The organism is Bradyrhizobium sp. F1.4.3, from assembly GCF_040548375.1.
Lineage (GTDB): Bacteria > Pseudomonadota > Alphaproteobacteria > Rhizobiales > Xanthobacteraceae > Bradyrhizobium.
Genome location: NZ_JBEPRN010000001.1, coordinates 684,530 through 705,966, shown reverse-complemented (window position 1 = coordinate 705,966; position 21,437 = coordinate 684,530). Strand labels below are relative to the sequence as shown.

The window sequence follows — 21,437 nt, the reverse complement described above, 5'->3', positions numbered from 1 at the left end:
TGACGCACGCTGGCAGCTTTGGGCGCGAGTTCAGACCAGCAGAAGGTAGACCAGGGCAACCAGGGCCGCTCCGACGCCGGTGGCGATCAGGGCGTAATCGGTGCGGAGGTCGTCCTGCACGTCGAATGAGGTTTGGGTCTCTTTGCTCATGGCGACCATCTAAGCCAGGCCAGCCCGGACTTATGTGAAGCAGATCACATCTCCCCGGATTCTTTCGGGGATATGACCGGAACAGGCAGGCGGGCGGGGGATTGTCCCGGACGATCCCGACCCAGGGAGACGAGGCGAGCGATGCGGCCAGAACGGCAGCTCCAGATTTGGCGAAGCGAGGCAGGCAGCCGGATTTGGCTGTCCGGGCTGATTGCCGCCATGGAGCATGCCGCGCTGCCAGAACAGCGGCGAGTGCCGGTTGCGCCCGAAATCCTTGCGGAATTGCGAGCCCGGCTGGCGTTACCGGCGTCTTTCCGGCTGTCCCGGATTTCGACCCTGCGTCACTAGGACCTATTCACCTGCGAGCTTCAGCCGCGGCTTGGCGCCGCCCTCAAGGGCGTGCAGCCGGGCTTCTTCGTGCGCGATATAGTCGCGGGTCATGGGCACCACGCCCTGGCGTCGGGTGAGCTGAAGCTGGAAGTTCATCATGTCCTGCTTGCGGAACGTCATCTCGCAAGCGGCGAGGTAGAACTCCCACATCAGCGCGAAACGTTCGTCGTAAAGCTGCACGGCTTCCTCGCGCCGCGCCATGAAGCGTTCGCGCCAGGCCCTCAGTGTCTCGGCATAATGCAGGCGCAGGATCTCGATGTCGCAGACCAGGAGCCCGGCGCGCTCGATCGAAGGCAGCACCTCCGAGAGCGCCGGGATGTAGCCGCCGGGGAAGATGTACTTGGCAATCCAGGGATTGGTCGAGTCCGGGCCCTGCGAGCGGCCGATCGAATGCAGCAGCATGACGCCGTCCTCGCTCAGCAGCTCGGCGCAGCGCTTGAAATAGGTGTCGTAGAACTTGACCCCGACATGCTCAAACATGCCGACCGAAACGATGCGGTCGAACGGCCCATCGATGTCGCGATAGTCCTGGAGCAGGAACCGCGCCGACCGCGTCAGGCCTTTCTCGGCGGCACGCGCGTTTGCGACCTGCAACTGCTCGGTCGACAGTGTGATGCCGGTGAGGTCGGCGCCCGCGATCTCGGCGAGATAGAGGCCAAGCCCGCCCCAGCCCGAGCCGATGTCGAGCACGCGCCGGCCACCCTTGATGAGCAGCTTTGCGGCGATGTGCCGCTTCTTGGCGAGCTGCGCGTCGTCGAGCGTGGTCTCGGGCGTCTCGAAATAGGCGCAGCTATATTGCTTGTCGGCGTCGAGGAAGAGCGAATAGAGCCGGCCGTCGAGATCATAGTGGTGCGCGACATTGCTGCGGGAGCGCGGGCGCGGATTGAATTGCCTCAGGTGCCGCGTGAGAAAGCGCAGCTGCCACCAGGGTTTTGCCCAGTGCGGCAACAGGTCGGGTTGATCGAGCAGCACCGCGAGAGCATCAGCTATGGTGCCGCGCTCGACGACGAACTCGCCGTCCATATAGGCCTCGCCAAGCCCGAGTTCGGGATTGATGAGGACCTTGCGCTGCGCGTCCGTAGTGACGAAGCGAACCTCAACCGGTGGGCCTGAGCCGTCGCCAACGGTGAACCTCGTTCCGCCTGCGGTCGTCACCGTCATCGACCTGCGGCGGATGAATTGAGACAGGAATCTACGCAACAAGCGGTCCATCGGAACCTCACCCCTCGAGCGAACCCGAAAAGATGCGACTAACCCGGCCGTCACACCTGACGCTTTGGGACCCATGCTGGTTCCAATGCGTTCGCATTCAAATCTAAGCAGCCTGTTTCCGTCCCGCTATTGCATTGTGTTCAAACCCGATATTCGAAAAACGCGTAATCACGGGCTTGCGTGATCAGTGTGCTTCCATTCGCAGCGCAATCGGCTAAAAGGTCACCGCCGCGCCGGGGGGCCGGCTGCACCTCTCGGATTTCAATGGAGATAATGGGAATGTCGAGCCGAGCGCTCAGCCTCGCGACGGTATTGCTTCTGATCGGCTTCGGCGCCACCGACACCGTTCTTGCGCAGGCGACGAACCTCGAGGCCGGCAAGGCCCCATCCCAGATCTTCGCGCAGACCTGCAATGCCTGCCACAAGAGCCCGAGGGGGCTGTTGAAAACGGTATCGCCGGGTTCGCTGCCGGGTTTCCTGCGTCAGCACTACACGACGAGCTCGGACATGGCGGGCATCCTCGCCTCCTACCTCGTCTCCAACGGCGCTACCGACGCCCGCTACCAGTCCAAGGATGGCGGCAAGGACAAGAAGGACGGCGCCAAGGAGAAGGACGCTAACACCAATCCGGCGCAGGCGCCTGACCATCAGGGCCGCCGCCAGCGCTCGCAGGAGGCCACCAGGCCGGAGGGCGAGGGCGCAAGCCCGGCGCCTGAGGGCCGCCAGAAGCGCGCGGCGCGGCCGAGCGAAGAGGGCGCGAAGGAAGGCGCCAAGCCCGAGGGCCAGGCCGCGAGCGAACAAGCCCCCGAGGGCCGCAAGGCCAAGCGGCTCAGCAAGCGCGGCAAGCCCGAGACCGAGGATGCCGCTGCGCCGTCGGCCGGCGACAAGAAGGTTGAACCCAAGGCCGAACCGAACAGCGAGAGCGCCAAGGTCGATTCCGGTCGCGACGAGTCCAAGCCTGACAGCGGCAAGGCATCCGAGAGGCCGGCCGAGGTCAAGCCTGACAGCGCCAAGGTCGAGCCCAGCGGCAGTGAGGCTCCGGCCTTGCGGCCCGATCCGGTGCCGGCCGTGACACCAGCGCCGCCGGCGGCCGCCGCGAAGCCGGCCGAACCGGCTGCGCCCAAGCCGGCTGAAGCGGCGGCTTCCAAACCGGCCGAGCCCGCCGCTGGCGGCGACTCCGAGCCGGCGGCCAAGCCGCAGGAGCCGTCGCCGCCAGCAACCGCCGCGGCTCCGGCGCCCGCCGAACAGGCCGGTCCGCCGGCCCCGCCGATCTCGCGATAAGGCAACGTACCGATCGATCCACGGAGGTCGCGCCCGTCGCGGCCTCCGCATCGCCTTGACCGCCGCTAGAGTAATACTCTAGAGTTGGGCTCTAGGAGATGTCGATGTCATCCGGCGTGCGTGAGGAACTGTTGGCGGCGGGGCTCGCGGTGTTCGACCGGTCGGGCTTCGAGGGCGCGACGGTGGCCGCGATCCGTGCCAAAGCGCGCGCCTCCAACGGCAGCTTCTTTCATGTCTTCGGCTCGAAGAAGGAGCTTGCCGGCGCGCTGTTCCTGGAGGTGTTGCGGCAATATCACGCCGCGATGCTCGCCGCGCTCGATCCCGTGCCCGATGCGGAGCAGGGCATCGATCGCCTGATCCGCGCCCATCTCGACTGGGTGGCGTCGAGCCGCCGCGAGGCGCGTTATCTCTTCGAGATCTCGCGCGGCGAATGGAGCGACGACGTCCGCGACGCCCAACGCGCGCAGAACGCGCGGCTTGCCGAAGGCCTCGATCGCTGGCGCGCGCCGCTGGTCGCGCGCGGTAATCTCCTGGGCGTGGCGCCGGTGATGTTCATCAGCCAGCTGATCGGCCCCGCGCAGATATTCTGCCGCGCCTTTCTCTCCGGGCGCGATCGCGCCGATCCGCGCAGCGAGGCCGACACGCTGATCGCCTGCGCCATCCGTGCGCTGGTGCCGCCCGGGCGCATCAACAACAAGGAAGGAGTGGCGTCATGAGCAACGAGGCCGATCCCGATTTTGCAGCCGTCGCCGAGCGCATCCACGCCAATGTCAGCCGGCAGGGTTTCATGAATCTGGTCGGCGCCGAACTGTCCGAACTGTCGCGCGGTACCTGCACGATTGCGGTCGAGCGCCGGCCGGAGCTGTTGCAGCAGCATGGCTTCTTCCATGGCGGCGTCACCGCCTTTCTGGTCGACAACGCCACGACCATCGCAGCCGCCACCTCGCGCGGCCAGCCGGCGCTGACGGCGGAATACAAGCTCAACCTGCTGTCGCCGGCGGTCGGCGAGAAGCTGATCTGCCGAGCGCGGGTGATCAAGCCGGGCCGCCAGGTTTCCGTGGTCGCTGCCGACGTGTTCTGCGTGAACGACGGCGTCGAGAAGCATACGGCAACCGCGCTGGCCTCGATTGCGATGCTGAGCGAGGACGTTGCCGCAATAACGAAAAGCCCGGCCGCCTGAGGCAGCCGGGCTTCGATGCCTGCATGAACGCGAGGCTTACTTCTCGGTCTCTTCCGCAGCCGGGGCCGGCTCGGCGTCGTCCTGCTGGGCTTCCGGATCGAAGAACTCGCCGGCGGCGGCGATCGCTTCGGCGGCAGCATCGCGGTCTTCGTTGCGGGTCGAGATGTCCTCGCCGCGGTTGATGCGCTCGGCCTCGTCCTGGCTGCGTGCCACCGTGACGGTGACCTCGACCTCGACCTCGGGGTGAATGGCGACGGTGATGGTGTGCTTGCCGATGGTCTTGATCGGCGCGTCGAGCTGCACCTGCGGACGGTCAAGCGAAACACCGTCGGCTTCAAAGGCGGTAACGACGTCACGCACCGTGACCGAGCCGAACAGCTGGCCGGCTTCGGAAGCCTGACGGATCACGATGATGTTCTTGCCCTGGATCTTCTCGGCGATCTTGGACGCCTCGCCCTTGCTCTGGAGGTTGCGAGCCTCGAGCTCGGCCTTCATGCCATCGTACTTGGCGCGGTTGTCGGCGGTGGCGCGCAACGCCTTGCCGCGCTTGAGCAGGAAATTGCGGGCATAGCCGTCGCGAACCTTCACGACTTCGCCCATCTGGCCAAGCTTGCTCACGCGTTCCAGCAAAATGACTTCCATATTCGTTCTCCTTTGAAGTGCTCTGAGTTTCAGTTTTCGGGTTGGACTTAAGAGGTCGGCAACGGCGGCGGCTGCCGGTTGCGCAGAAAGCGTTCGCGGAAGCCGAACACGGCGTCCGCAAGGCCCAGGATCACCATTGCGATCACCGGCCAGCCGAACACGACGACAACGGCGTAGGTCGAGCCGAGCCAGAAGGCGCGGCTCTTCAACGCGAGCGTCAAGGTATGCAGCACGGCAAAGCCGGTCAGTGCGTAGCTCATCATCAACGCCGCCGTCGTGATCTGGGCGAGGATCGCGAGCAGCCCGCCGGTGAAGCAGAAGGCGAGCGCGATGCAGAGCGCGGCCAACGTCATCGGCGGCAGTTCGGCCGTCATCAGGTCCGGCCAGGGACGTCGCAGCCGGCCCGACGTCGCCGTCACCTTGGCGCTGAGCCAGAGGTTGAGGGTGAGCGTCATCATCGAGACGATGGTGGCGGCGGCCGGCGCGACGGTCACGAGCGCGTCGATGAACTGGTCGGCCTCGCCGGAGACCTGCGGATCGGCGGCGCGGAGGATCCGCATCAGGCCGCGCCGCAGCGTGCCGGTGATGGCCTCGGCGTCGGTGCCGAGTGTGAGCAGGGCAGCGATCGTGGTCAGCGTGGCGAAGCCCGCGATCCACAGCAGGATGCGGCCGACCGGATACCATTCGATCTCGGGTTCGGCCGGCGCCTCGGTGGCAGGCGGAGGGATGGGGCTATCCACTTGCCGGCCGAGCAGGACGAGATGGCCGAGCCACCAGGCCGGCAGCGCGACGGTGACGGCAAAGGCGAGGCAGTAAGGCAGTCCGAACAGGGCACCGAGGCCGATCGCAGCGGCAATGCCGCCGAGGCTCGCGCAAAACGGCCCCCAGCCGATCGAGGCCACCATCAGCGGCAGCGGCGCGAGATAGAACAGGACGAGCGAGATCAGCGCGCCCGAAATGATCGAGGCGAACATCAGGGCCGACGCAGCGCCGGCGATCAGGGCTATCAGTCCAAAGGTCATCAGCTGTCCCGCTCCTTCCGAGCGGTTAGAGGCGTCTTTTGCCCCAACCATCGGCAACCGGACGACCCGGAAGCCTTATGAGTTCAGAAAAGTCACGATCGGCGGCGTATCGCCGCCGATCGTATTGGCGGTCTTAGCGAATGACGTAGGGCAGCAGGCCCAGGAACCGTGCGCGCTTGATGGCGCGGGCGAGCTCTCGCTGCTTCTTCGCGGACACCGCGGTGATGCGGCTCGGCACGATCTTGCCGCGCTCGGAGACGTAACGCATCAGCAGCTTGGAGTCCTTGTAGTCGATCTTCGGAGCATTCGCGCCCGTGAACGGGCAGCTCTTGCGGCGACGGAAAAACGGACGGCGTGCACCAGCTTCAGCCATTGATCTTACTCCGCATCCGTCGTGGTGGTTTCAGCTTCGTCGCGCGGACGGCGCGGGCCGCGATCGCCACGGAAGCCGCCGCCTTCACGATCGCCACCACGGAAACCGCCTTCGCGGTCGCCACGGAAGCCGCCTTCACGCTCACCGCGGAAGCCGCCGCCACGATCATCACGTTCGCGATCGCGATCGGCCTTGCGCATCATTGCGGACGGGCCTTCCTCGAGTTCTTCGACGCGGACGCTGAGATAGCGGATCACGTCTTCGCTGATGCGCTCCTGACGCTCGATTTCGGCGATCGCCGCGGACGGTGCGTCGATGTTGAGCAGCACGAAGTGCGCCTTGCGGTTCTTGTTCATGCGGTAGGTGAGGGAGCGTACCCCCCAATTCTCGGTCTTGGTGATCTTGCCGCCGAGACCTTCGACAATGCCGGTCATCTGCGCAGTCAGTTCTTCGACCTGCTGCGTGCTCGCGTCTTGGCGCGCGAGAAAAACATGCTCATAGAGAGCCATGGAAGTCCTTTCCTCATGTTGGCGCATCGCCCGGCGTCAAGCCCTTAAGAGGCCTTCGGAAAGGACTCTGGGATTAAGCTCAGAAGGCGGAAACACGGGACGACGGGCCGACTGGCCCTGTCACATCAAAATCACGAATGATTTGCTGAGACCGTCCGTTCAGCTCCCGGCCGGGGTCTGCGGATGGCGCGCTTATACGGATTTTGGCCGGTTTGGCAAGGTTCCAGGACCAGGTTTCGGCCCGGATGGTTCCGGTATGGGCGTAACGAGGGAACCGAAGCAGCTTTATTTATTTGTTTGTATATCATACAAATAATTCAAGGGAGAGGCGCCAATGGCGGAGAAGTCGGTCCAGGAGCCGCTTGAGGCGGCGGCAGGCGACCCCAAGCATGCCGCGCGCGCGACACGCTCAGCCGGCCGCAAAATGCGCTCGCTGCTGCTGGACGCGGCGAGCCCGCTGTTTCGGGAGCGGGGGCTGTCGGGCATCTCGATCACCGAGATCGCAACCGCCGCGAACGCGTTCCCGAGCCAGATCACCTATTACTTCCGCACCAAGGAGGCGCTGTTTGTCGAATGCGCCTGCCGCGATCTGCTGTATCTGGCGCGCGCGACCGAGCAGGCGGCGCTGAAGGCGCGCTCGCCGCGGGAGTACACGCACGCGCTGGCCGAGACCGTGACGGCGAGCGATTCGGTCGCCTTCTTTGCCGAGGCGTTGACGCTAACGCGGCGCCGTCCGGATCTCGCGCCGCTGGTCGAGCGCACCATCGAACGCCTGCACAGCGAGGGCGCGCGCGCTTATGCGAGCCAGGTCGCGCGGCATGGCTGGCGCTCTTTGCGCGCACCCGACGAGAGCTCGCGGCGGTTCTGGGCGGTCGCCATAGGCGTCATCCTCGAAGGCTACGCCATGGGCCGCTCGCCGGATGAGCTGTGCGCCGAGATGCTGCGCGTGCTCGGCGAGCAGGCGAAATCGACCGGCGACGCCGCGCGTCTGCGCCTCGTCGACGACCGCGACGCTTCGACCATTCCGGATGGGGAGAGTTAGGCCATGACCGCGCTTCGCATGCGTGCCCGCGAATTCCTGACCGAGGGCCAGCTCGTCGATGTACGCCGGCGCGTCACTTGGAAGGGCGTCGCGCTGATCGCGCATGCCTGGGCGCTGATTATCGGCGCGATCGCGCTCGTGGCCTGGTGGCCCAATCCGCTGACCTACATTCTTGCGGTCGCCATCATCGGCTCGCGTCAGCTTGGGCTTGCGATCCTCATGCACGACGGCGCCCATGGCTGCCTGTCCGCCGATGAGAAGACCAATCTGACGCTGAGCCAGTGGTTCTGCGCCTATCCGGTCTTTGCGGAAACGCGCGCTTATCGCCGCTATCACCTGCAACATCACGCGCGCACCCAGCAGGAAGACGATCCCGATCTCGTGCTGTCGGCGCCGTTTCCGATCACCGGGCTGAGCTATCGCCGCAAATTCATCCGCGACATCACCGGGCAAACCGGCTTCCAGCAGCGCAAGGCGCAATTGCTTAACGCGCTCGGGCCGAAGGACTGGTCGTGGCGGCAGCATCTGGCGCAGTTTTGGGACAGGCTCGGCCCGCAATGCGTCGTCAATGCCGTGATGTTCGCAGTGCTGGCGGCGGCCGGCGCGTGGTGGGCCTATCCGCTGCTATGGCTGGTTCCGCTGCTCACCTGGATGATGGTCATCACCCGCATCCGCAACATCGCCGAGCACGCCGTCGTTCCCGATAGCAGCGATCCTCTGCGCAACACCCGCACCACGCATGCCAATTTTCTCGAGCGCCTGTTCATTGCGCCTTACTACGTGAACTATCACCTCGAGCATCATCTCTTGTTCTACGTGCCCTGCTACAATCTGCCGAAGGTCCATCGCCTGCTCAGCGAGAGCCGGCACGCCGACCGGATGGAAGTGCAGCCGAACTACGCTGCGGTGCTGCGGCTCGCCACCGCAAAGCCAAATCGCGACGATCGGCCGGGGCAATTGGCAAGCAGCGCGCGTCGCGCGCGGACCGGCGCCGAGGTCGGCGCGGATCAGAAGGCTGGCGGGTTCTAGCAGGCCAGCGCAGCTTTCGGCGCAGGGAGAAAAGCCGTCGCTTCAGGGACGAGCGTAACCGGCTCGACCGCGTCGCCATGGATCACGAAAGCGCCCTTGCCGCGGCGCTTGGCCTCGTACATCGCGCGATCGGCGGCGCTCAGCAGATCGTCGGCGGTCACGCCGTCGCGTGGCGCTGATGCGAGGCCGATGCTGGCTCCGACACGGGCCGCCGGCGCAAACTCGAACGGCTCCGCCACACGCGCGATGATCCGCCGGGCGACTGCGGCAGCCTCGTCGTCGGTAATGTCGGGCAGCAGGATGACGAACTCGTCGCCACCGATACGGCATGCGACGTCCGCGTCGCGCACGCTGGCGCAGAGGCGCTTCGCCACGGCGACGAGAATGGCGTCGCCCTCGGCATGTCCAAACCTGTCATTGACGCCCTTGAAGCCATCGAGATCGACGCAGAACACGGTGAGCTTCGAGGTCGCCGACGCCGCATCCGGCCACGGGCCGTCGAGCATCTCGGCGAAAAGTTTCTGGTTGAGCGCGCGGTTGGGTAGACCGGTCAGCAGGTCGTGATGCGCCATCAGGCGGTTGTTGCGCTCGGAATGGTGGAGATCGAGCAATATCTTGTGGTTCTCCAGCAGCAGGAAGATCATCCCTGCGGTGTAGACCGGCGTTTGCAGACCGATGATGAACAGGAACGGCACCGGCGACATAATCGTGGACGCCGCGAATGGCAGCGTCAGGATGCAGATCAGCAGAATGCCGTAGCGCGGCGTTCCGGCGTTGCGCGAGGCGATGCCGCCGACCAGATTCGCAAGCCCGATGCCGGCCATCAGGACCAGCGGCATGACGCCGGACGCCACACACTGATAGCAGCCGGCGGAAATCAGGATGACGGATGATAGCCCGGCCCAGATCGGCGCGACGTTCACCGGCGCCCGCCGGTCTCGCTTCGCCCGCGCGAGGGCTCTCATCATCAGCGAGATGCGCGTGCTGCCGAGGACGACCTCCGCCAGCACCCAGGCATACGCCCATGCGGCACTGGTCAGCGCGGCGGAAAGCGATGCGATCAGCATCGATGCCGCCACGGCTACCACCAGCGTCCTGGTCTTGTTGGTCCGCTGCTGGAGCAATTCGTTGTGGATGTCTTCGGGCTGTGGACGCGGCCCCGCGAGCAGCCAGTCGACGCAGGCCTGCAGGGGAAGCCACGGCCGCTGCGGTTGCCCAGCAGAAGCGGAAGCCGTCGATCTCTGTGTGACCATGGTTGCCATGGAAGCAACCTAGGCGCGCGGCATTTAAGGCCGCTTAAGTGATGGAACCGAGTTCCCGACAGCGTAAACGCTTTGCCAGCGGGCGACGCGCGGCAGGCTCGGTAGGCGCACAGCACCGGACGGCTTTTGGGGCGCGATCCCTGTGACCGGGTGCCATAGAGAGCCCATTGCGGCTTGACAGCGCGGCCTCGGTCGTTGTCTACGGCCCCTTTCGAGCATGATCGGGAACCAAGGCTCGGGCCGGACGTAGTCGGCTGCCGGTTCTTGAAGAAGACTGCTCGAGTGAACCGGGGAGCGCCGATGACGGCAGCATTCACATTTCCAGGGCAAGGCTCCCAGGCAGTTGGTATGGGCAAGGCCCTGGCCGACACCTTCCCGGTGGCGCGCGCCGTGTTCGACGAGGTCGACGTTGCACTTGGGGAGAAGCTGACTGCGACCATCTGGGATGGCCCGGCCGAAACCCTTCAGCTTACCCAGAACGCGCAGCCGGCGCTGATGGCGGTGTCCATCGCCACGTTGCGCGTGCTGGAGGCTGAAGCGGGTTTTTCCGTGGGACGGGACGCGGCGTTCGTCGCCGGGCACTCTCTGGGTGAATATTCGGCGCTGGCGGCGGCCGGCAGCCTGACCATCTCCGACACCGCGCGGCTGCTTCGCACCCGCGGTCTCGCAATGCAAAAAGCCGTGCCGGTCGGCGCCGGGGCCATGGCCGCGCTGCTCGGCCTCGACTATGAGGCTGCAATGGCAGTCGCCAGCGAGGCCGCGCAAGGCCAGGTCTGCCAGGCCGCCAATGACAATGGTGGCGGGCAGGTGGTGGTTTCCGGCGACAAGGCCGCGGTCGATCGCGCCGTCGAAATCGCCAAGGGCAAGGGCGCCAAGCGTGCGATGCTGCTGCCGGTGTCCGCACCGTTCCATTGCAAGCTGATGCAGCCGGCTGCGGACGCCATGGCGGAGGCGCTGTCCAAGGTCACGATCAAGGCGCCTGCGGCGCCGCTGGTGGCGAACGTACTGGCGAGCGGCATCACCAACCCCGACGAGATTCGTCGCCATCTGGTCGAGCAGGTCACCGGCACGGTGCGCTGGCGCGAGTCGGTTGCCTATATGGCAGGGCAGGGCGTGACGCGTTTCTTCGAGATCGGCGCGGGCAAGGTGCTGACCGGTCTCGTCAAGCGCATTGCGGACGGTGCCGTCGGTGTTGCGGTCGGCGGACCGAACGACATTGCCGCCGCCAAGGAAGCATTGGCCGCTGCAAAGCAGGCCTAGAGGAGTTATCGATGTTCGATCTGACTGGCAGGAAGGCGCTTGTCACCGGCGCGACCGGCGGCATCGGCGGCGCGATTGCGCAGGCCCTGCATGCCCAGGGCGCCACGGTTGCTATTTCAGGAACGCGGAAGGAAGTGCTCGATGAGCTTGCCGGCAAGCTCGGCGAGCGCGCGCTTGTGCTGCCCTGCAATCTCTCCAAGGCCGATGAGGTCGAGGCGCTGGTGCCCGCCGCGGAAGCCGCGATGGGCCAGGTCGACATCCTCGTCGCCAACGCCGGCATCACGCGCGACAACCTGTTCGTCCAGCTTCGTGACGAGGATTGGGACGAGGTCATCAACGTCAACCTGACTGCGACCTTCCGCTTGGCGCGCGCCGCCACCAAATTGATGATGCGCAAGCGCTTCGGCCGCATCATCGCGATCACCTCGGTGGTCGGCGTCACCGGCAATCCCGGGCAGGGCAACTACACCGCCTCGAAGGCCGGCCTGATCGGCATGATCAAGACGCTGGGTGCCGAATACGCCAAGCGCGGCGTCACCGCGAACTGCATCGCGCCGGGCTTCGTCAAGACGCCGATGACGGATGCGCTCAACGACAAGCAGCGCGAGACGATTCTGACCAAGGTTCCGGCCGCCCGCCTGGGGACGCCCGAGGATATTGCGGCCGCCGCCGTCTACCTGAGTTCGAACGAAGCGGCCTACGTCACCGGGCAAACCATTCACGTCAACGGCGGTATGGCCATGATCTGACACTTCGTTCTGCACCGCCCAAATGGGCGGGTGGGATGTGGCAAACGGCCGTTTCCGGAGCGAATTGAGGCTTGTAGTCAAGGCAGTTGAAGTATGATAACCGGACCCTCAACGGATGGGCAAAGAACGCCATTGCAGGTTTTTGAAACCCTGTATATTGGCGATGCGGAGCCTTGGCCGTCGTTCGCCGGGCCTGCATCGGTTAGGATGGGGCCAAATCAAAGTTCGTAAGCGAAGGCAGTCAACGACCACGACGGCTCGTATCGTCCCGGGGGTCGGGTCTACAGGGAACAACACGAGGTTAAGCAATGAGTGACATTGGCGAACGGGTTAAGAAGATCGTGGTCGAACACCTTGGTGTTGAACCCGAGAAGGTTGTCGACGCAGCGAGCTTCATCGACGACCTCGGCGCCGACAGTCTGGACACCGTCGAGCTGGTGATGGCGTTCGAAGAGGAATTCGGTTGCGAGATTCCGGACGACGCCGCGGAGACGATTCTCACCGTCGGCGACGCCACGAAGTTTCTCGAGAAGAACGCGAAGAGCTAAGGCTCTTCATTTTCGCGGGGACAACATTGAAACCGGACGGGCCGCTTCCCAGCGGTCAGCCGGTTTCTTGTTATTGGCCGTGAATCTTTCGATGCGGAGTTTTCGGATATGAGGCGGGTTGTCGTCACGGGTCTCGGCATGGTGTCGCCGCTCGGCTGCGGCGTCGAGCCGACCTGGAAACGCATCCTCAACGGCGAAAGCGGTGCGCGCAGGATCCAGACCTTCGATGTCTCTGATCTTCAGACCAAATACGCCTGCACCGTCGTGCGCGGCGACGGCACCAACGACACTTTCAATCCCGATATCTGGATGGAGCCGAAGGACCAGCGCAAGGTCGACGACTTCATCATCTTCGGCATGGCGGCCGCGGGCCAGGCGCTCGACGATGCCAACTGGCATCCCGAGTCCGAAGAGGACAAATGTGCCACCGGCACCATGATTGGTTCCGGCATTGGCGGTCTCAACGGCATCGCCGAGACCGCGATCCTCCTGAAGGAGCGCGGGCCGCGCCGCGTGTCGCCTTTCTTCATTCCGGGTCGCCTGATCAATCTCGCCTCCGGCTATGTCTCGATCAAGCATGGGTTGAAGGGACCTAACCACTCAGTGGTCACGGCCTGCTCGACCGGTGCACATGCGGTCGGCGACGCCGCCCGCCTGATTGCACTGGGTGATGCCGACGTGATGGTGGCCGGTGGCGCCGAGTCGCCGATCAGCCGCATCGGCATTGCTGGCTTCAACGCCGCGCGCGCGCTGTCGACCGACTTCAATGAGACGCCCGAGAAGGCCTCGCGTCCCTATGACAAGGATCGCGACGGTTTCGTGATGGGCGAGGGCGCCGGCGTCCTGGTCCTGGAAGAACTCGAGCACGCCAAGCGCCGCGGCGCGAAGATCTATGCCGAGGTGATCGGCTATGGCCTGTCGGGCGACGCCTATCACATCACCTCGCCCGCGCCCGACGGCGATGGCGGCTTTCGCAGCATGGCGGCAGCGTTGAAGCGCGCCGGGCTGACAGCGTCCGATCTCGACTACATCAATGCGCACGGCACCTCGACACCGCTCGGCGACGAGATCGAGCTTGGTGCGGTCGAGCGACTCCTTGGCAATGCGGCCTCCAAGGTCGCGATGTCCTCGACCAAATCGTCGACCGGTCATCTTCTGGGCGCGGCCGGCGCGATCGAGGCGATCTTCGCCATTCTCGCGATTCGCGATAATGTCGTGCCGCCGACCATCAATCTGGACAATCCGTCGGTCGAAACTGCGATCGATCTCGTGCCGCATAAGGCGAGGAAGCGCGACGTCAACGTCGCGTTGTCGAATTCTTTTGGTTTTGGCGGTACTAATGCGTCGGTGATCGTCCGGCGTCTGGTCCACTAGTTTGTGGTTGCGACGAATCCACCGTTTTGCCGTATTCGACGATAGTCATACACGTGGGCGCGTGCATTTGGCAGGACAAGCGATTGTCGGGCCGCAATTGAACCGGCAGGATTCAGGTTGCTTCGATGAGTGAAAGGCCGCCCATTTCGCCCCGCAGTCCGCGGGCAGCGCTCGAGCCCGAGCAGGTCCCGCCGCCGCCGAAGCGATCGGAACGGGCGCGCAACCCGTTCGTCGTGGTCGGCAACGCCATCATCACCCTTCTGCTGATTGCGATGCTCGGCGCCGGCGGTATCTATTACTACGGCCGGCAGGTGCTGGAGGCGGCCGGGCCGCTCCCGGAAGACAAGATCGTCAACATCCCGCAGCGTGCGGGCAAGCGCGACATCGCCGAGACCCTGAACAGGGAAGGCGTGACCGACGTCAATCCGTGGGTGTTCATCGCGAGCGTCGCTGCGCTGAAGGCCAGTTCGGACCTGAAGCCGGGTGAATATTCGTTCCAGAAAAACGCATCTCTGCGCGACGTCATCGCCACCATCGTCGAGGGCAAGGTGGTGCAGCATGCCGTCACGATACCGGAAGGCCTGACCTCCGAGCAGATCGTGGCGCGGCTGTCCGACAACGACATCTTCACCGGCAGCGTGCGCGAGCTGCCGCGCGAAGGCACGCTGCTGCCGGAGACCTACAAATTCCCCCGCGGGACCCCGCGCGACCATGTGATCCAGCGCATGCAACAGGCGCACAAGCGCGTGCTCGCCGAAATCTGGGAACGCCGCAGCCAGGACGTGCCGATCAAGACGCCGGAGCAACTGGTGACGCTCGCCTCCATCGTCGAGAAGGAGACCGGCAAGCCCGACGAGCGCAGCCGGGTTGCGGCCGTGTTCATCAACCGCCTGAAGCAGAAGATCAAGCTGCAGTCCGATCCGACCATCATCTACGGTCTCGTCGGCGGCAAGGGCACGCTGGGCCGTCCGATCAAGCGCAGCGAGATCACGCAGCCGTCACCCTACAACACCTATGTGATCGACGGCCTGCCGCCGGGCCCGATTTCCAATCCCGGCCGCGCCTCGCTCGAAGCCGCCGCCAACCCGGCCCGCACCCGCGATCTCTATTTCGTCGCCGACGGCACCGGCGGGCATGCCTTCACCGAGACCTACGACGCGCACCAGAAAAACGTCGCCAAGCTGCGCGCGATGGAGAAGCAGATCCAGAACGACACGGTCGAGCCGGCCGACGACGCGCAGGCGCCGGCCGGCTCCGCGCCCGCAGCCGCGGATACGGCGCCGACCGCGACCACGCCACCCAAGCCGACCCAGCAGAAAAAGCCGCCGGCGCGGCCCGCCGGTACCGCTCCTGCCCGGCAGGGCGCGGTACAGCCGACGCCGCCGGTGATCCAGCGCTAGCGCAGGCCTGCCTACGGGACTTTGCGGATTACACTTTCCTGCAAAATAGTCTTAAGATTCGCGTGCCTTGATGGCCTCGCGAATCTCATTTGTCCGGAGAAACTGACCCGATGGCGCTGTCGTCCATGACCGGCTTTGCCCGAAGCCACGGCGCGAGCGGGCCGTATACATTCGAATGGGAATTGAAGTCGGTCAATGCCAAGGGCTTTGACCTGCGGGTGCGGCTGCCGCAGGGGTTCGACGAGCTCGAGGCCTATGCCAAGAAGCGCGGCGGCGAGCTTTTGTCGCGCGGTACCGTGTACGCCAATCTCACCGTCAAGCGCGCCAACGCCGCAGCCTCGGTCCGCGTCAATGAGGATGTGCTCAACGCCGTGCTCAAGGCCGCCGCCGTAATCGCCGGCAAGGTCGACGCGGTCGCGCCGAGCGTCGACGGCCTTTTGGCCATCAAGGGTGTCATTGAGGTCGCCGAGCCCGAAGGCGACGAGGACGAGGACAAGGCGGCGCGTGCCGCGGTGGCGGAAGCCTTCGACAAGGCGCTTGCGGAGCTCGTCGAGATGCGCAAGCGCGAGGGCACCTCGCTCGGGCAGATCCTGACCCAGCGGGTCGACGAGGTCGAGGCGCTGGCGAAAAAGGCGGAAGGAGCGCCCGGCCGCAAGCCTGAGGCGATCAAGGCCAGGCTCGCCGAGCAGATCGCAGCGCTGCTCGACACCTCCGACCGTTTCGATTCCGACCGCCTGATGCAGGAGGCGATCCTGATCGCGACCAGGGCCGACATCCGCGAGGAGCTCGACCGCATCGCTTCGCACGTCGCCCAGGCGCGCGAGCTGATCGGCAAGGGCGGCCCGGTCGGACGCAAGCTCGATTTCCTGGCGCAGGAGTTTCACCGTGAGGTCAACACCTGCTGCTCGAAGTCGAACGACATCGAGCTGACCAATACGGGGCTCGCCATGAAAAACGTGGTCGAGCAGTTCCGCGAGCAGGTCCAGAATCTGGAGTGATCGATGACGACGGGCGGTCAGGGTACTGACGGTGTCGAGCGGCGCGGATTGATGTTCGTGCTGTCCTCGCCATCAGGCGCGGGCAAAACGACGCTGTCGCGAATGCTGATCGAGCGCATGCCCGGGCTGAAAATGTCGGTCTCCGCCACCACGCGGGCGATGCGCCCCGGCGAGGTCGACGGCCGCGACTATCTGTTCGTCGACAAGCACAGGTTCGAGGCCATGGTGAAGGGCGATGAGCTCCTGGAATGGGCGACCGTGTTCGACAACCGCTACGGCACGCCGCGTGCGCCGGTCGAGGCGGCGCTGTCGGCCGGGCAGGACGTGCTGTTCGATATCGATTGGCAGGGCACGCAGCAGCTGCGCGAGAAGGCGCGTGCCGACGTCGTCAGCGTGTTCATTTTGCCGCCATCGGCCGGCGATCTCGAGAAGCGGCTGCATTCGCGCGCGCAGGATTCCGACGAGGTGATCCGCAATCGCATGAGCCGGGCCAGCCACGAGATGAGCCACTGGGCCGAGTACGACTACATCGTCATCAACCACGATGTCGATGAAGCCTTCGCCGAGGTGCAGTCGATCCTGAAGGCCGAGCGACTCAAGCGCGAGCGGCGGACTGGCCTCGTTGCCTTTGTGCGAGGTCTGCAAGGTCAGCTTCAAGGCTAGGCTGCGACAGCCGCGGCCCTTCCTTCGCCAGCCGTTCCAGCATCGCCGTGATGATGTCGATGTCGACCGCATCCTCGTCGTCGCGTACATCTTCAACGCGATCGGCCGGCTCCTCGTCATGGCTGTCGTTGGCACCTAACTGAGGCGCTGCGGCCTCGATCTCGAACCCCCCATTAAATGGTTCGATCTCGGTCTCGTCAGGTTCTGCTGCTGCGACATCCGTGGAACGGGCCTGCGCCGCGACCCGGCCGATCGCGTTGGCGAATGCGGCGATTTGCGCGGCCTGAGGACGCGCAGCGTCGAAGTCCACCGGACGCGGCCGTTCTGCTCGCGGCGCCGGGGCCGGCGCTGCGTTCCGCCACGGCGCGCGGCTGTCGTTGTGATCCTGGGGCTCGCGATGGTCCCAGTTCACGCGGCGGTGGTCGCCGGCCTGGACGCGGACGCGGGAGCCTGCGAAGCGGTAGATCACGCTGGCGAGGATCCCGGCGAGCGCCAGCGCGCCGACGATGACGAGCAGCAGCGTCTGGAGCGAGCCTGTTGGCTTGTCGGCGGGCGCGTCGGCTGCGGCGAGCGCGACCGGGGCGGGGGATGCGGCCGGGGCGGGGGATGCGGCCGGCTTTGCGCTCGGCTGCGCATCTGGTGTCACCGGAGCGGGCGGCGGTGCGGGCGCGGCCGCCGCCATCGATGCATCGGGCCAGCGCGCAGCGACGGCAGGCTGCGCATTGCCGTCAGCGGTGCTGCTCGTAGGCTGCGGCGCTGCCGCCGACGTGGGCGGCGTGTTTTGCGCGGCGCTCTGCGGCGCGATGTATTCGGCGCGCGCATCCTGCACCGATTGCGGCGCCGCTGACTCCGGCTGCTGCGCGCTGTTTGCTGTCTGCGTCGTTGTCGCGGCCTTGCCGCCTTCGGCACGCAAATACCAGCATTGCCGTTTTGTCGACCGCTCGAGGCGATAGTACCAGTGCTGTCCTTCCGGCGCCGTGCTCTTCGGCGCAGCGAGGCAGTCGCCGGCCGTGCTTGCCGTGCTGGGTGCGCTCGGCGCGTTCTGCGACACGGCGGCCAGTGGCGCGCCGGCAATGATGCTGCCGACAAGCGCGGATATGAACTTCGCGGATCGGTTGCCCATCCTGGTCTCCCGGTGACGCATGACGCTACTCGTTACCTTCCCTTTCTCCTCAAAGACTTGGGTGGCAATGAGCCGCAAATCCGGAGAGGATGTGGCCTGAATCGGGCCTGCGCAGTGATCGTTCCACTGCGAAATCAGGCTTTTTCGGGAGAGCACTACTGCTTGCTGGCGGTCCAGGTTCCCGAGCATCCGTCACGGCTCCACGTTCTCGCGGCAGGTTTTGCCCGAGCCTTGCTGCATCTTTCGTCGACCCCTGGAAATCAAAGGGCGCAGGGAAGGCCGGGCGCCGGCGGCACCCTTGGTCCGTGCGCTACAGAAGTGCACACGGTTTGGACCACAGGTGTGCCGAAACGCCCGGCCTTCCCTGCGCGGATGGTTTTAACGGTGTCCTTCGTGCTCTCCCCGGGGAGTCGAACCCTATTGCCCCCGTCGCCTTGCGGATGGCTGATGCGTCTGCCCGGACGGGCCGCGCGCATCACCGCAAAACTTGACGCCAGATTCGGGCGTCAGGACCACACGACTTCTCCGTCCGCGGACGGTCCTGCCTGATCGTCCGGGGCTCGCGTGTGCTCACCCCGGCGACCGGCGAGGCCGCTGTGACAGCGCCGTGTCGTCCCGCGTCGCGTGAGACTCACGGTTTCCCGCCCTGCCATCACACCGTCCGCGCCGACGCTGCCGCGTCCACCGCAACCCGGCCTGCATCTCGTGACGATCGCGAAACGCCCCTTTGACGGGCCGAGGTGGGATGTCTATGCCACAAATCCGAAATTCTGAAAAGCGAAATGTTTTTGCGGCGGGGGCTTGACCAGGTGTTTTGCCCGACGGGGCGGTCCTTGTTGGGCGAACGCCAGTCTGCGTCTCTGTTACCCGAAGGAATGGGTAGCAGCACGACCTTCATTCAAGCGCTGCGAAAATCTCTTCGAGAAACAACATAGCTGCTGGCGGTAAGGTTCGACTTCGTTTCTTGATGACCAAAACCGGCCGTCGAAACGCAGGATCGTCGATCGGTCGTGCTTTCAGGCTGGGCTCCGCCCTGATCTCTTTGGCAGAGGCCGGCAGCACGGTCACGCCGAGCCCTGCTTTCACCATTCCAACCGCGGTCATCATGTAGGTGGCCTCGCAGGCAGGAACCGCCAGAAGTCCTGCCGCGGCAAAAGCAGCATCGACGATTGCCCGAACGCTGGTTTCTGAATCCATCAGCACTAAAGGATGCTCCGAAAGGTCCTTTACCGTGATCTTCCGTTTGCGGTTGAATGGATGCTGTGCAGGAAACACCACGAGCATGTGATCGTGCGATCGGCGTACGACTTCAAGATCGTCCCCGGGGGTATCGCCGCCGGTGACTCCGATATCGACCTCCTCAGATCGGACGCTCGCGATCACCGTGCTTGCAATCGCGTCCTTGACGACGAATGACATGCCGGGATGGGCGCGCCGAAATTTCGAAATCAGCCCGGGCAAGGTGCCGGCGGCGAACGATGGCAGGGCCGAAATGCGGACGACGCCGTGCTTCTGATTGGCAAGTGCCCGCGTATCGACAACAACGGCGTCCAGTTCGCGCAAGATGCGCTGAAAGACCGGGAGCAACTCGCGTCCGAGGCGGGTAATTTCGACTGTTCGGCTGTTTCGATCCAGCAAGCGCACTGCCAATGCGGCCTCAAGCTTGCGGATTTGCACAGTCAGCGCCGGCTGCGAAACATGCAGCAGCGCCGCGGCTCGCGTGAAGCTTTTCAGTTGGGCGACCGAAACAAAAGCCCGAACGTGGCGCATATTCACATCCATAACAAAATGTTATGACTGTGATCGAAACAATTCAATTGTAAAATTGCTGAACATCCGCGCTCAGTGGCTACGAATTGGCGCCCAGGCTCAACAGGGCTTGGCGGCCAAGAGAAAAATACGCGCGGGAGGAATTAAATGCTGGCCCTTCTCGGCCTTTGCACAGTCTTGGTGCTGCTTGCAGTCATTCTTACCAAAAGAATGTCGCCGCTTATCGCGCTGATTCTGATCCCCGTTATCGCCTCCCTGATCGGTGGCTTCGGCTTCGATACCAGCAAGTTCGTTCTCGACGGTCTCAAGAGCTTGGCGCCCGTCGTCGGCATGTTCGTCTTCGCCATTCTGTTCTTCGGTGTCGTGACGGATGCGGGAATGCTCGATCCGATCATCGATCGCATTCTGCAGACGGTCGGCACGCGGCCAACCCGCATCGTCATGGGTACGGCGCTCCTAGCCCTCCTGATTCATCTCGACGGATCTGGCGCGGTCACCTTCCTGATCACCATTCCCGCGATGCTGCCGCTTTACGATCGGCTCGGTATCGATAGACGAATCCTGGCGTGCGCGGTGGCGATGGCTGCAGGCGTCAACTTTCTCCCCTGGACCGGCCCGATGATCCGGGCTTCAGCAGCGCTGAAAATTCCGATTTCGGATATCTTCAACCCGCTGATCGCCGTGCAGGCTGTCGGTCTGATCTTTATTTTTACGGCGGCCTATCTGTTGGGAAGGCGCGAAGAAAAGCGGCTTGGTCTAACCGGTTCGCAGACCGATGCGGTAGTGGCTGTGCGCAAGCTGAGCGAGGAGGAAATCGCGCTGCGACGTCCGAAATACTTCTGGATCAATCTCGTTCTGACTGTAGCTGTGCTGGGCACGATGGTCTGGATGGGCGAGAAAATTCCGCCGGCAATCATGTTCATGGTTGGAACCTGTGTCGCTCTGATGATCAACTACCCGAACGTCGACATGCAGCGAAGGAGGGTCGATGCCCACGCCAAGGCCGCGTTGATGATGGCGAGCATCCTGCTGGCAGCCGGCGTGTTTACCGGAATCATGCAGGGTTCGGGCATGCTCAAGGCGATGGCTCAGGCTGCGGTGATCTTCGTGCCTGCGAACATGGCGCAGCATATTCCTTTCGGACTCGGGCTGATCTCGATGCCGTTGAGCCTGTTGTTCGATCCGGACTCGTTCTACTTCGGCGTACTTCCCGTCGTGGCTGAAGTCGGAAAGCAGTTGGGAGTTCCGCCTGTCCAGTTCGCGCAAGCGTCGCTGCTCGGTCAGATGACGACCGGATTTCCCGTAAGCCCGCTCACTCCCGCGACCTTCCTGATCGTCGGACTGACAGGGGTGGATCTGGGAGACCACCAGAAATTTACTTTTCCCTTTCTGCTCGGTGCATCTGTCGTGATGACCATCGCATGCGTTATCTTCGGCGTATTCCCGTTGTGACCATTGAG

Annotated in this window: 21 protein-coding genes; 13 read left to right on the top strand and 8 right to left on the bottom strand. The window is 64.5% G+C overall.

Translation table 11 applies throughout. The features are described 5' to 3' along the window. Nucleotides 1-501 precede the first annotated feature (501 nt). On the bottom strand, nt 502-1,752 hold the full coding sequence (locus ABIB73_RS03500; RefSeq protein WP_354221450.1) for a cyclopropane fatty acid synthase: 1,251 nt from the start codon (nt 1,750-1,752) through the stop codon (nt 502-504). A 279-nt stretch (nt 1,753-2,031) separates the two neighbouring features. Between ABIB73_RS03500 and ABIB73_RS03495 the strand changes: the two genes are divergently transcribed. From ABIB73_RS03495 to ABIB73_RS03485, 3 genes are all read left to right on the top strand, one after another. Continuing rightward, nucleotides 2,032-3,033 carry a hypothetical protein gene (locus tag ABIB73_RS03495; protein ID WP_354221448.1) on the top strand — a complete coding sequence of 334 codons (1,002 nt, stop codon included), beginning with the start codon at nt 2,032-2,034 and terminating at the stop codon, nt 3,031-3,033. Between the two features lie 104 nt (nt 3,034-3,137). Then, the gene (locus ABIB73_RS03490) at nt 3,138-3,749 is read left to right on the top strand and encodes a TetR/AcrR family transcriptional regulator (protein ID WP_354221446.1); all 612 of its coding nucleotides are present in this window, start codon (nt 3,138-3,140) and stop codon (nt 3,747-3,749) included. Beyond that, the gene (locus ABIB73_RS03485) at nt 3,746-4,213 is read left to right on the top strand and encodes a PaaI family thioesterase (RefSeq protein WP_354221444.1); all 468 of its coding nucleotides are present in this window, start codon (nt 3,746-3,748) and stop codon (nt 4,211-4,213) included. The genes ABIB73_RS03490 and ABIB73_RS03485 overlap by 4 nt, the downstream gene beginning before the upstream one ends. A gap of 36 nt (nt 4,214-4,249) precedes the next feature. Here the strand turns inward: ABIB73_RS03485 and rplI are convergent, their stop codons facing one another. The 4 genes from rplI to rpsF all read right to left on the bottom strand — a co-directional run bounded on the left by rplI (nt 4,250) and on the right by rpsF (nt 6,759). Beyond that, nucleotides 4,250-4,855, bottom strand: coding sequence for a 50S ribosomal protein L9 (rplI, locus tag ABIB73_RS03480; protein ID WP_354221442.1), 606 nt, complete (start codon nt 4,853-4,855; stop codon nt 4,250-4,252). Nucleotides 4,856-4,902: 47 nt separating this feature from the next. Further along, complete coding sequence (locus ABIB73_RS03475; protein ID WP_354222545.1) at nt 4,903-5,880, bottom strand: YybS family protein; 978 nt, start codon at nt 5,878-5,880, stop codon at nt 4,903-4,905. A 130-nt stretch (nt 5,881-6,010) separates the two neighbouring features. Beyond that, nucleotides 6,011-6,250 carry a 30S ribosomal protein S18 gene (gene rpsR / locus ABIB73_RS03470; RefSeq protein WP_007592020.1) on the bottom strand — a complete coding sequence of 80 codons (240 nt, stop codon included), beginning with the start codon at nt 6,248-6,250 and terminating at the stop codon, nt 6,011-6,013. A 5-nt stretch (nt 6,251-6,255) separates the two neighbouring features. Further along, entirely contained in the window at nt 6,256-6,759 is a 504-nt protein-coding gene (rpsF, locus tag ABIB73_RS03465; protein ID WP_354221440.1) for a 30S ribosomal protein S6, read from the bottom strand. Between the two features lie 334 nt (nt 6,760-7,093). On the opposite strand from rpsF, the gene ABIB73_RS03460 reads away from it, so the two are divergent. Beyond that, nucleotides 7,094-7,801 carry a TetR/AcrR family transcriptional regulator C-terminal domain-containing protein gene (locus ABIB73_RS03460; RefSeq protein ID WP_354221438.1) on the top strand — a complete coding sequence of 236 codons (708 nt, stop codon included), beginning with the start codon at nt 7,094-7,096 and terminating at the stop codon, nt 7,799-7,801. Between the two features lie 3 nt (nt 7,802-7,804). Further along, nucleotides 7,805-8,830 (top strand): fatty acid desaturase family protein, encoded by a 1,026-nt coding sequence (locus tag ABIB73_RS03455; RefSeq protein ID WP_354221436.1) that lies wholly within the window; start codon nt 7,805-7,807, stop codon nt 8,828-8,830. Here ABIB73_RS03455 and ABIB73_RS03450 read toward each other — a convergent pair. Further along, nucleotides 8,827-10,092, bottom strand: coding sequence for a diguanylate cyclase domain-containing protein (locus ABIB73_RS03450; protein WP_354221434.1), 1,266 nt, complete (start codon nt 10,090-10,092; stop codon nt 8,827-8,829). The two genes, ABIB73_RS03455 and ABIB73_RS03450, sit on opposite strands and share 4 nt — an antisense overlap. 300 nt (nt 10,093-10,392) lie before the next feature. Between ABIB73_RS03450 and fabD the strand changes: the two genes are divergently transcribed. The 7 genes from fabD (at nt 10,393) to gmk (ending at nt 17,084) form a co-directional block, all read left to right on the top strand. Further along, complete coding sequence (gene fabD / locus ABIB73_RS03445; RefSeq protein ID WP_354221432.1) at nt 10,393-11,352, top strand: ACP S-malonyltransferase; 960 nt, start codon at nt 10,393-10,395, stop codon at nt 11,350-11,352. Nucleotides 11,353-11,363: 11 nt separating this feature from the next. Next, entirely contained in the window at nt 11,364-12,101 is a 738-nt protein-coding gene (gene fabG, locus ABIB73_RS03440) for a 3-oxoacyl-[acyl-carrier-protein] reductase (protein WP_354221430.1), read from the top strand. A 308-nt stretch (nt 12,102-12,409) separates the two neighbouring features. Beyond that, nucleotides 12,410-12,649, top strand: coding sequence for an acyl carrier protein (locus ABIB73_RS03435; protein ID WP_008130699.1), 240 nt, complete (start codon nt 12,410-12,412; stop codon nt 12,647-12,649). A gap of 108 nt (nt 12,650-12,757) precedes the next feature. After that, nucleotides 12,758-14,023, top strand: a complete 1,266-nt coding sequence (gene fabF / locus ABIB73_RS03430; protein ID WP_354221428.1) for a beta-ketoacyl-ACP synthase II — start codon at nt 12,758-12,760, stop codon at nt 14,021-14,023. 125 nt (nt 14,024-14,148) lie between these two features. Continuing rightward, nucleotides 14,149-15,423 carry an endolytic transglycosylase MltG gene (gene mltG, locus ABIB73_RS03425; RefSeq protein ID WP_354221426.1) on the top strand — a complete coding sequence of 425 codons (1,275 nt, stop codon included), beginning with the start codon at nt 14,149-14,151 and terminating at the stop codon, nt 15,421-15,423. 110 nt (nt 15,424-15,533) lie between these two features. After that, entirely contained in the window at nt 15,534-16,421 is an 888-nt protein-coding gene (locus tag ABIB73_RS03420) for a YicC/YloC family endoribonuclease (protein WP_354221424.1), read from the top strand. A 3-nt stretch (nt 16,422-16,424) separates the two neighbouring features. Next, the gene (gene gmk, locus ABIB73_RS03415; RefSeq protein WP_354221422.1) at nt 16,425-17,084 is read left to right on the top strand and encodes a guanylate kinase; all 660 of its coding nucleotides are present in this window, start codon (nt 16,425-16,427) and stop codon (nt 17,082-17,084) included. On the opposite strand, the gene ABIB73_RS03410 is transcribed toward gmk, so the two are convergent. Then, nucleotides 17,017-18,207, bottom strand: a complete 1,191-nt coding sequence (locus ABIB73_RS03410) for a hypothetical protein (protein ID WP_354222543.1) — start codon at nt 18,205-18,207, stop codon at nt 17,017-17,019. The genes gmk and ABIB73_RS03410 overlap by 68 nt on opposite strands. 894 nt (nt 18,208-19,101) lie before the next feature. Beyond that, nucleotides 19,102-19,977 (bottom strand): LysR family transcriptional regulator, encoded by an 876-nt coding sequence (locus tag ABIB73_RS03405; protein WP_354221420.1) that lies wholly within the window; start codon nt 19,975-19,977, stop codon nt 19,102-19,104. 147 nt (nt 19,978-20,124) lie between these two features. Between ABIB73_RS03405 and ABIB73_RS03400 the strand changes: the two genes are divergently transcribed. Next, nucleotides 20,125-21,429: a CitMHS family transporter gene (locus tag ABIB73_RS03400; RefSeq protein WP_354221418.1), complete on the top strand. Its 1,305-nt coding sequence runs from the start codon at nt 20,125-20,127 to the stop codon at nt 21,427-21,429. Nucleotides 21,430-21,437: the final 8 nt, after the last annotated feature.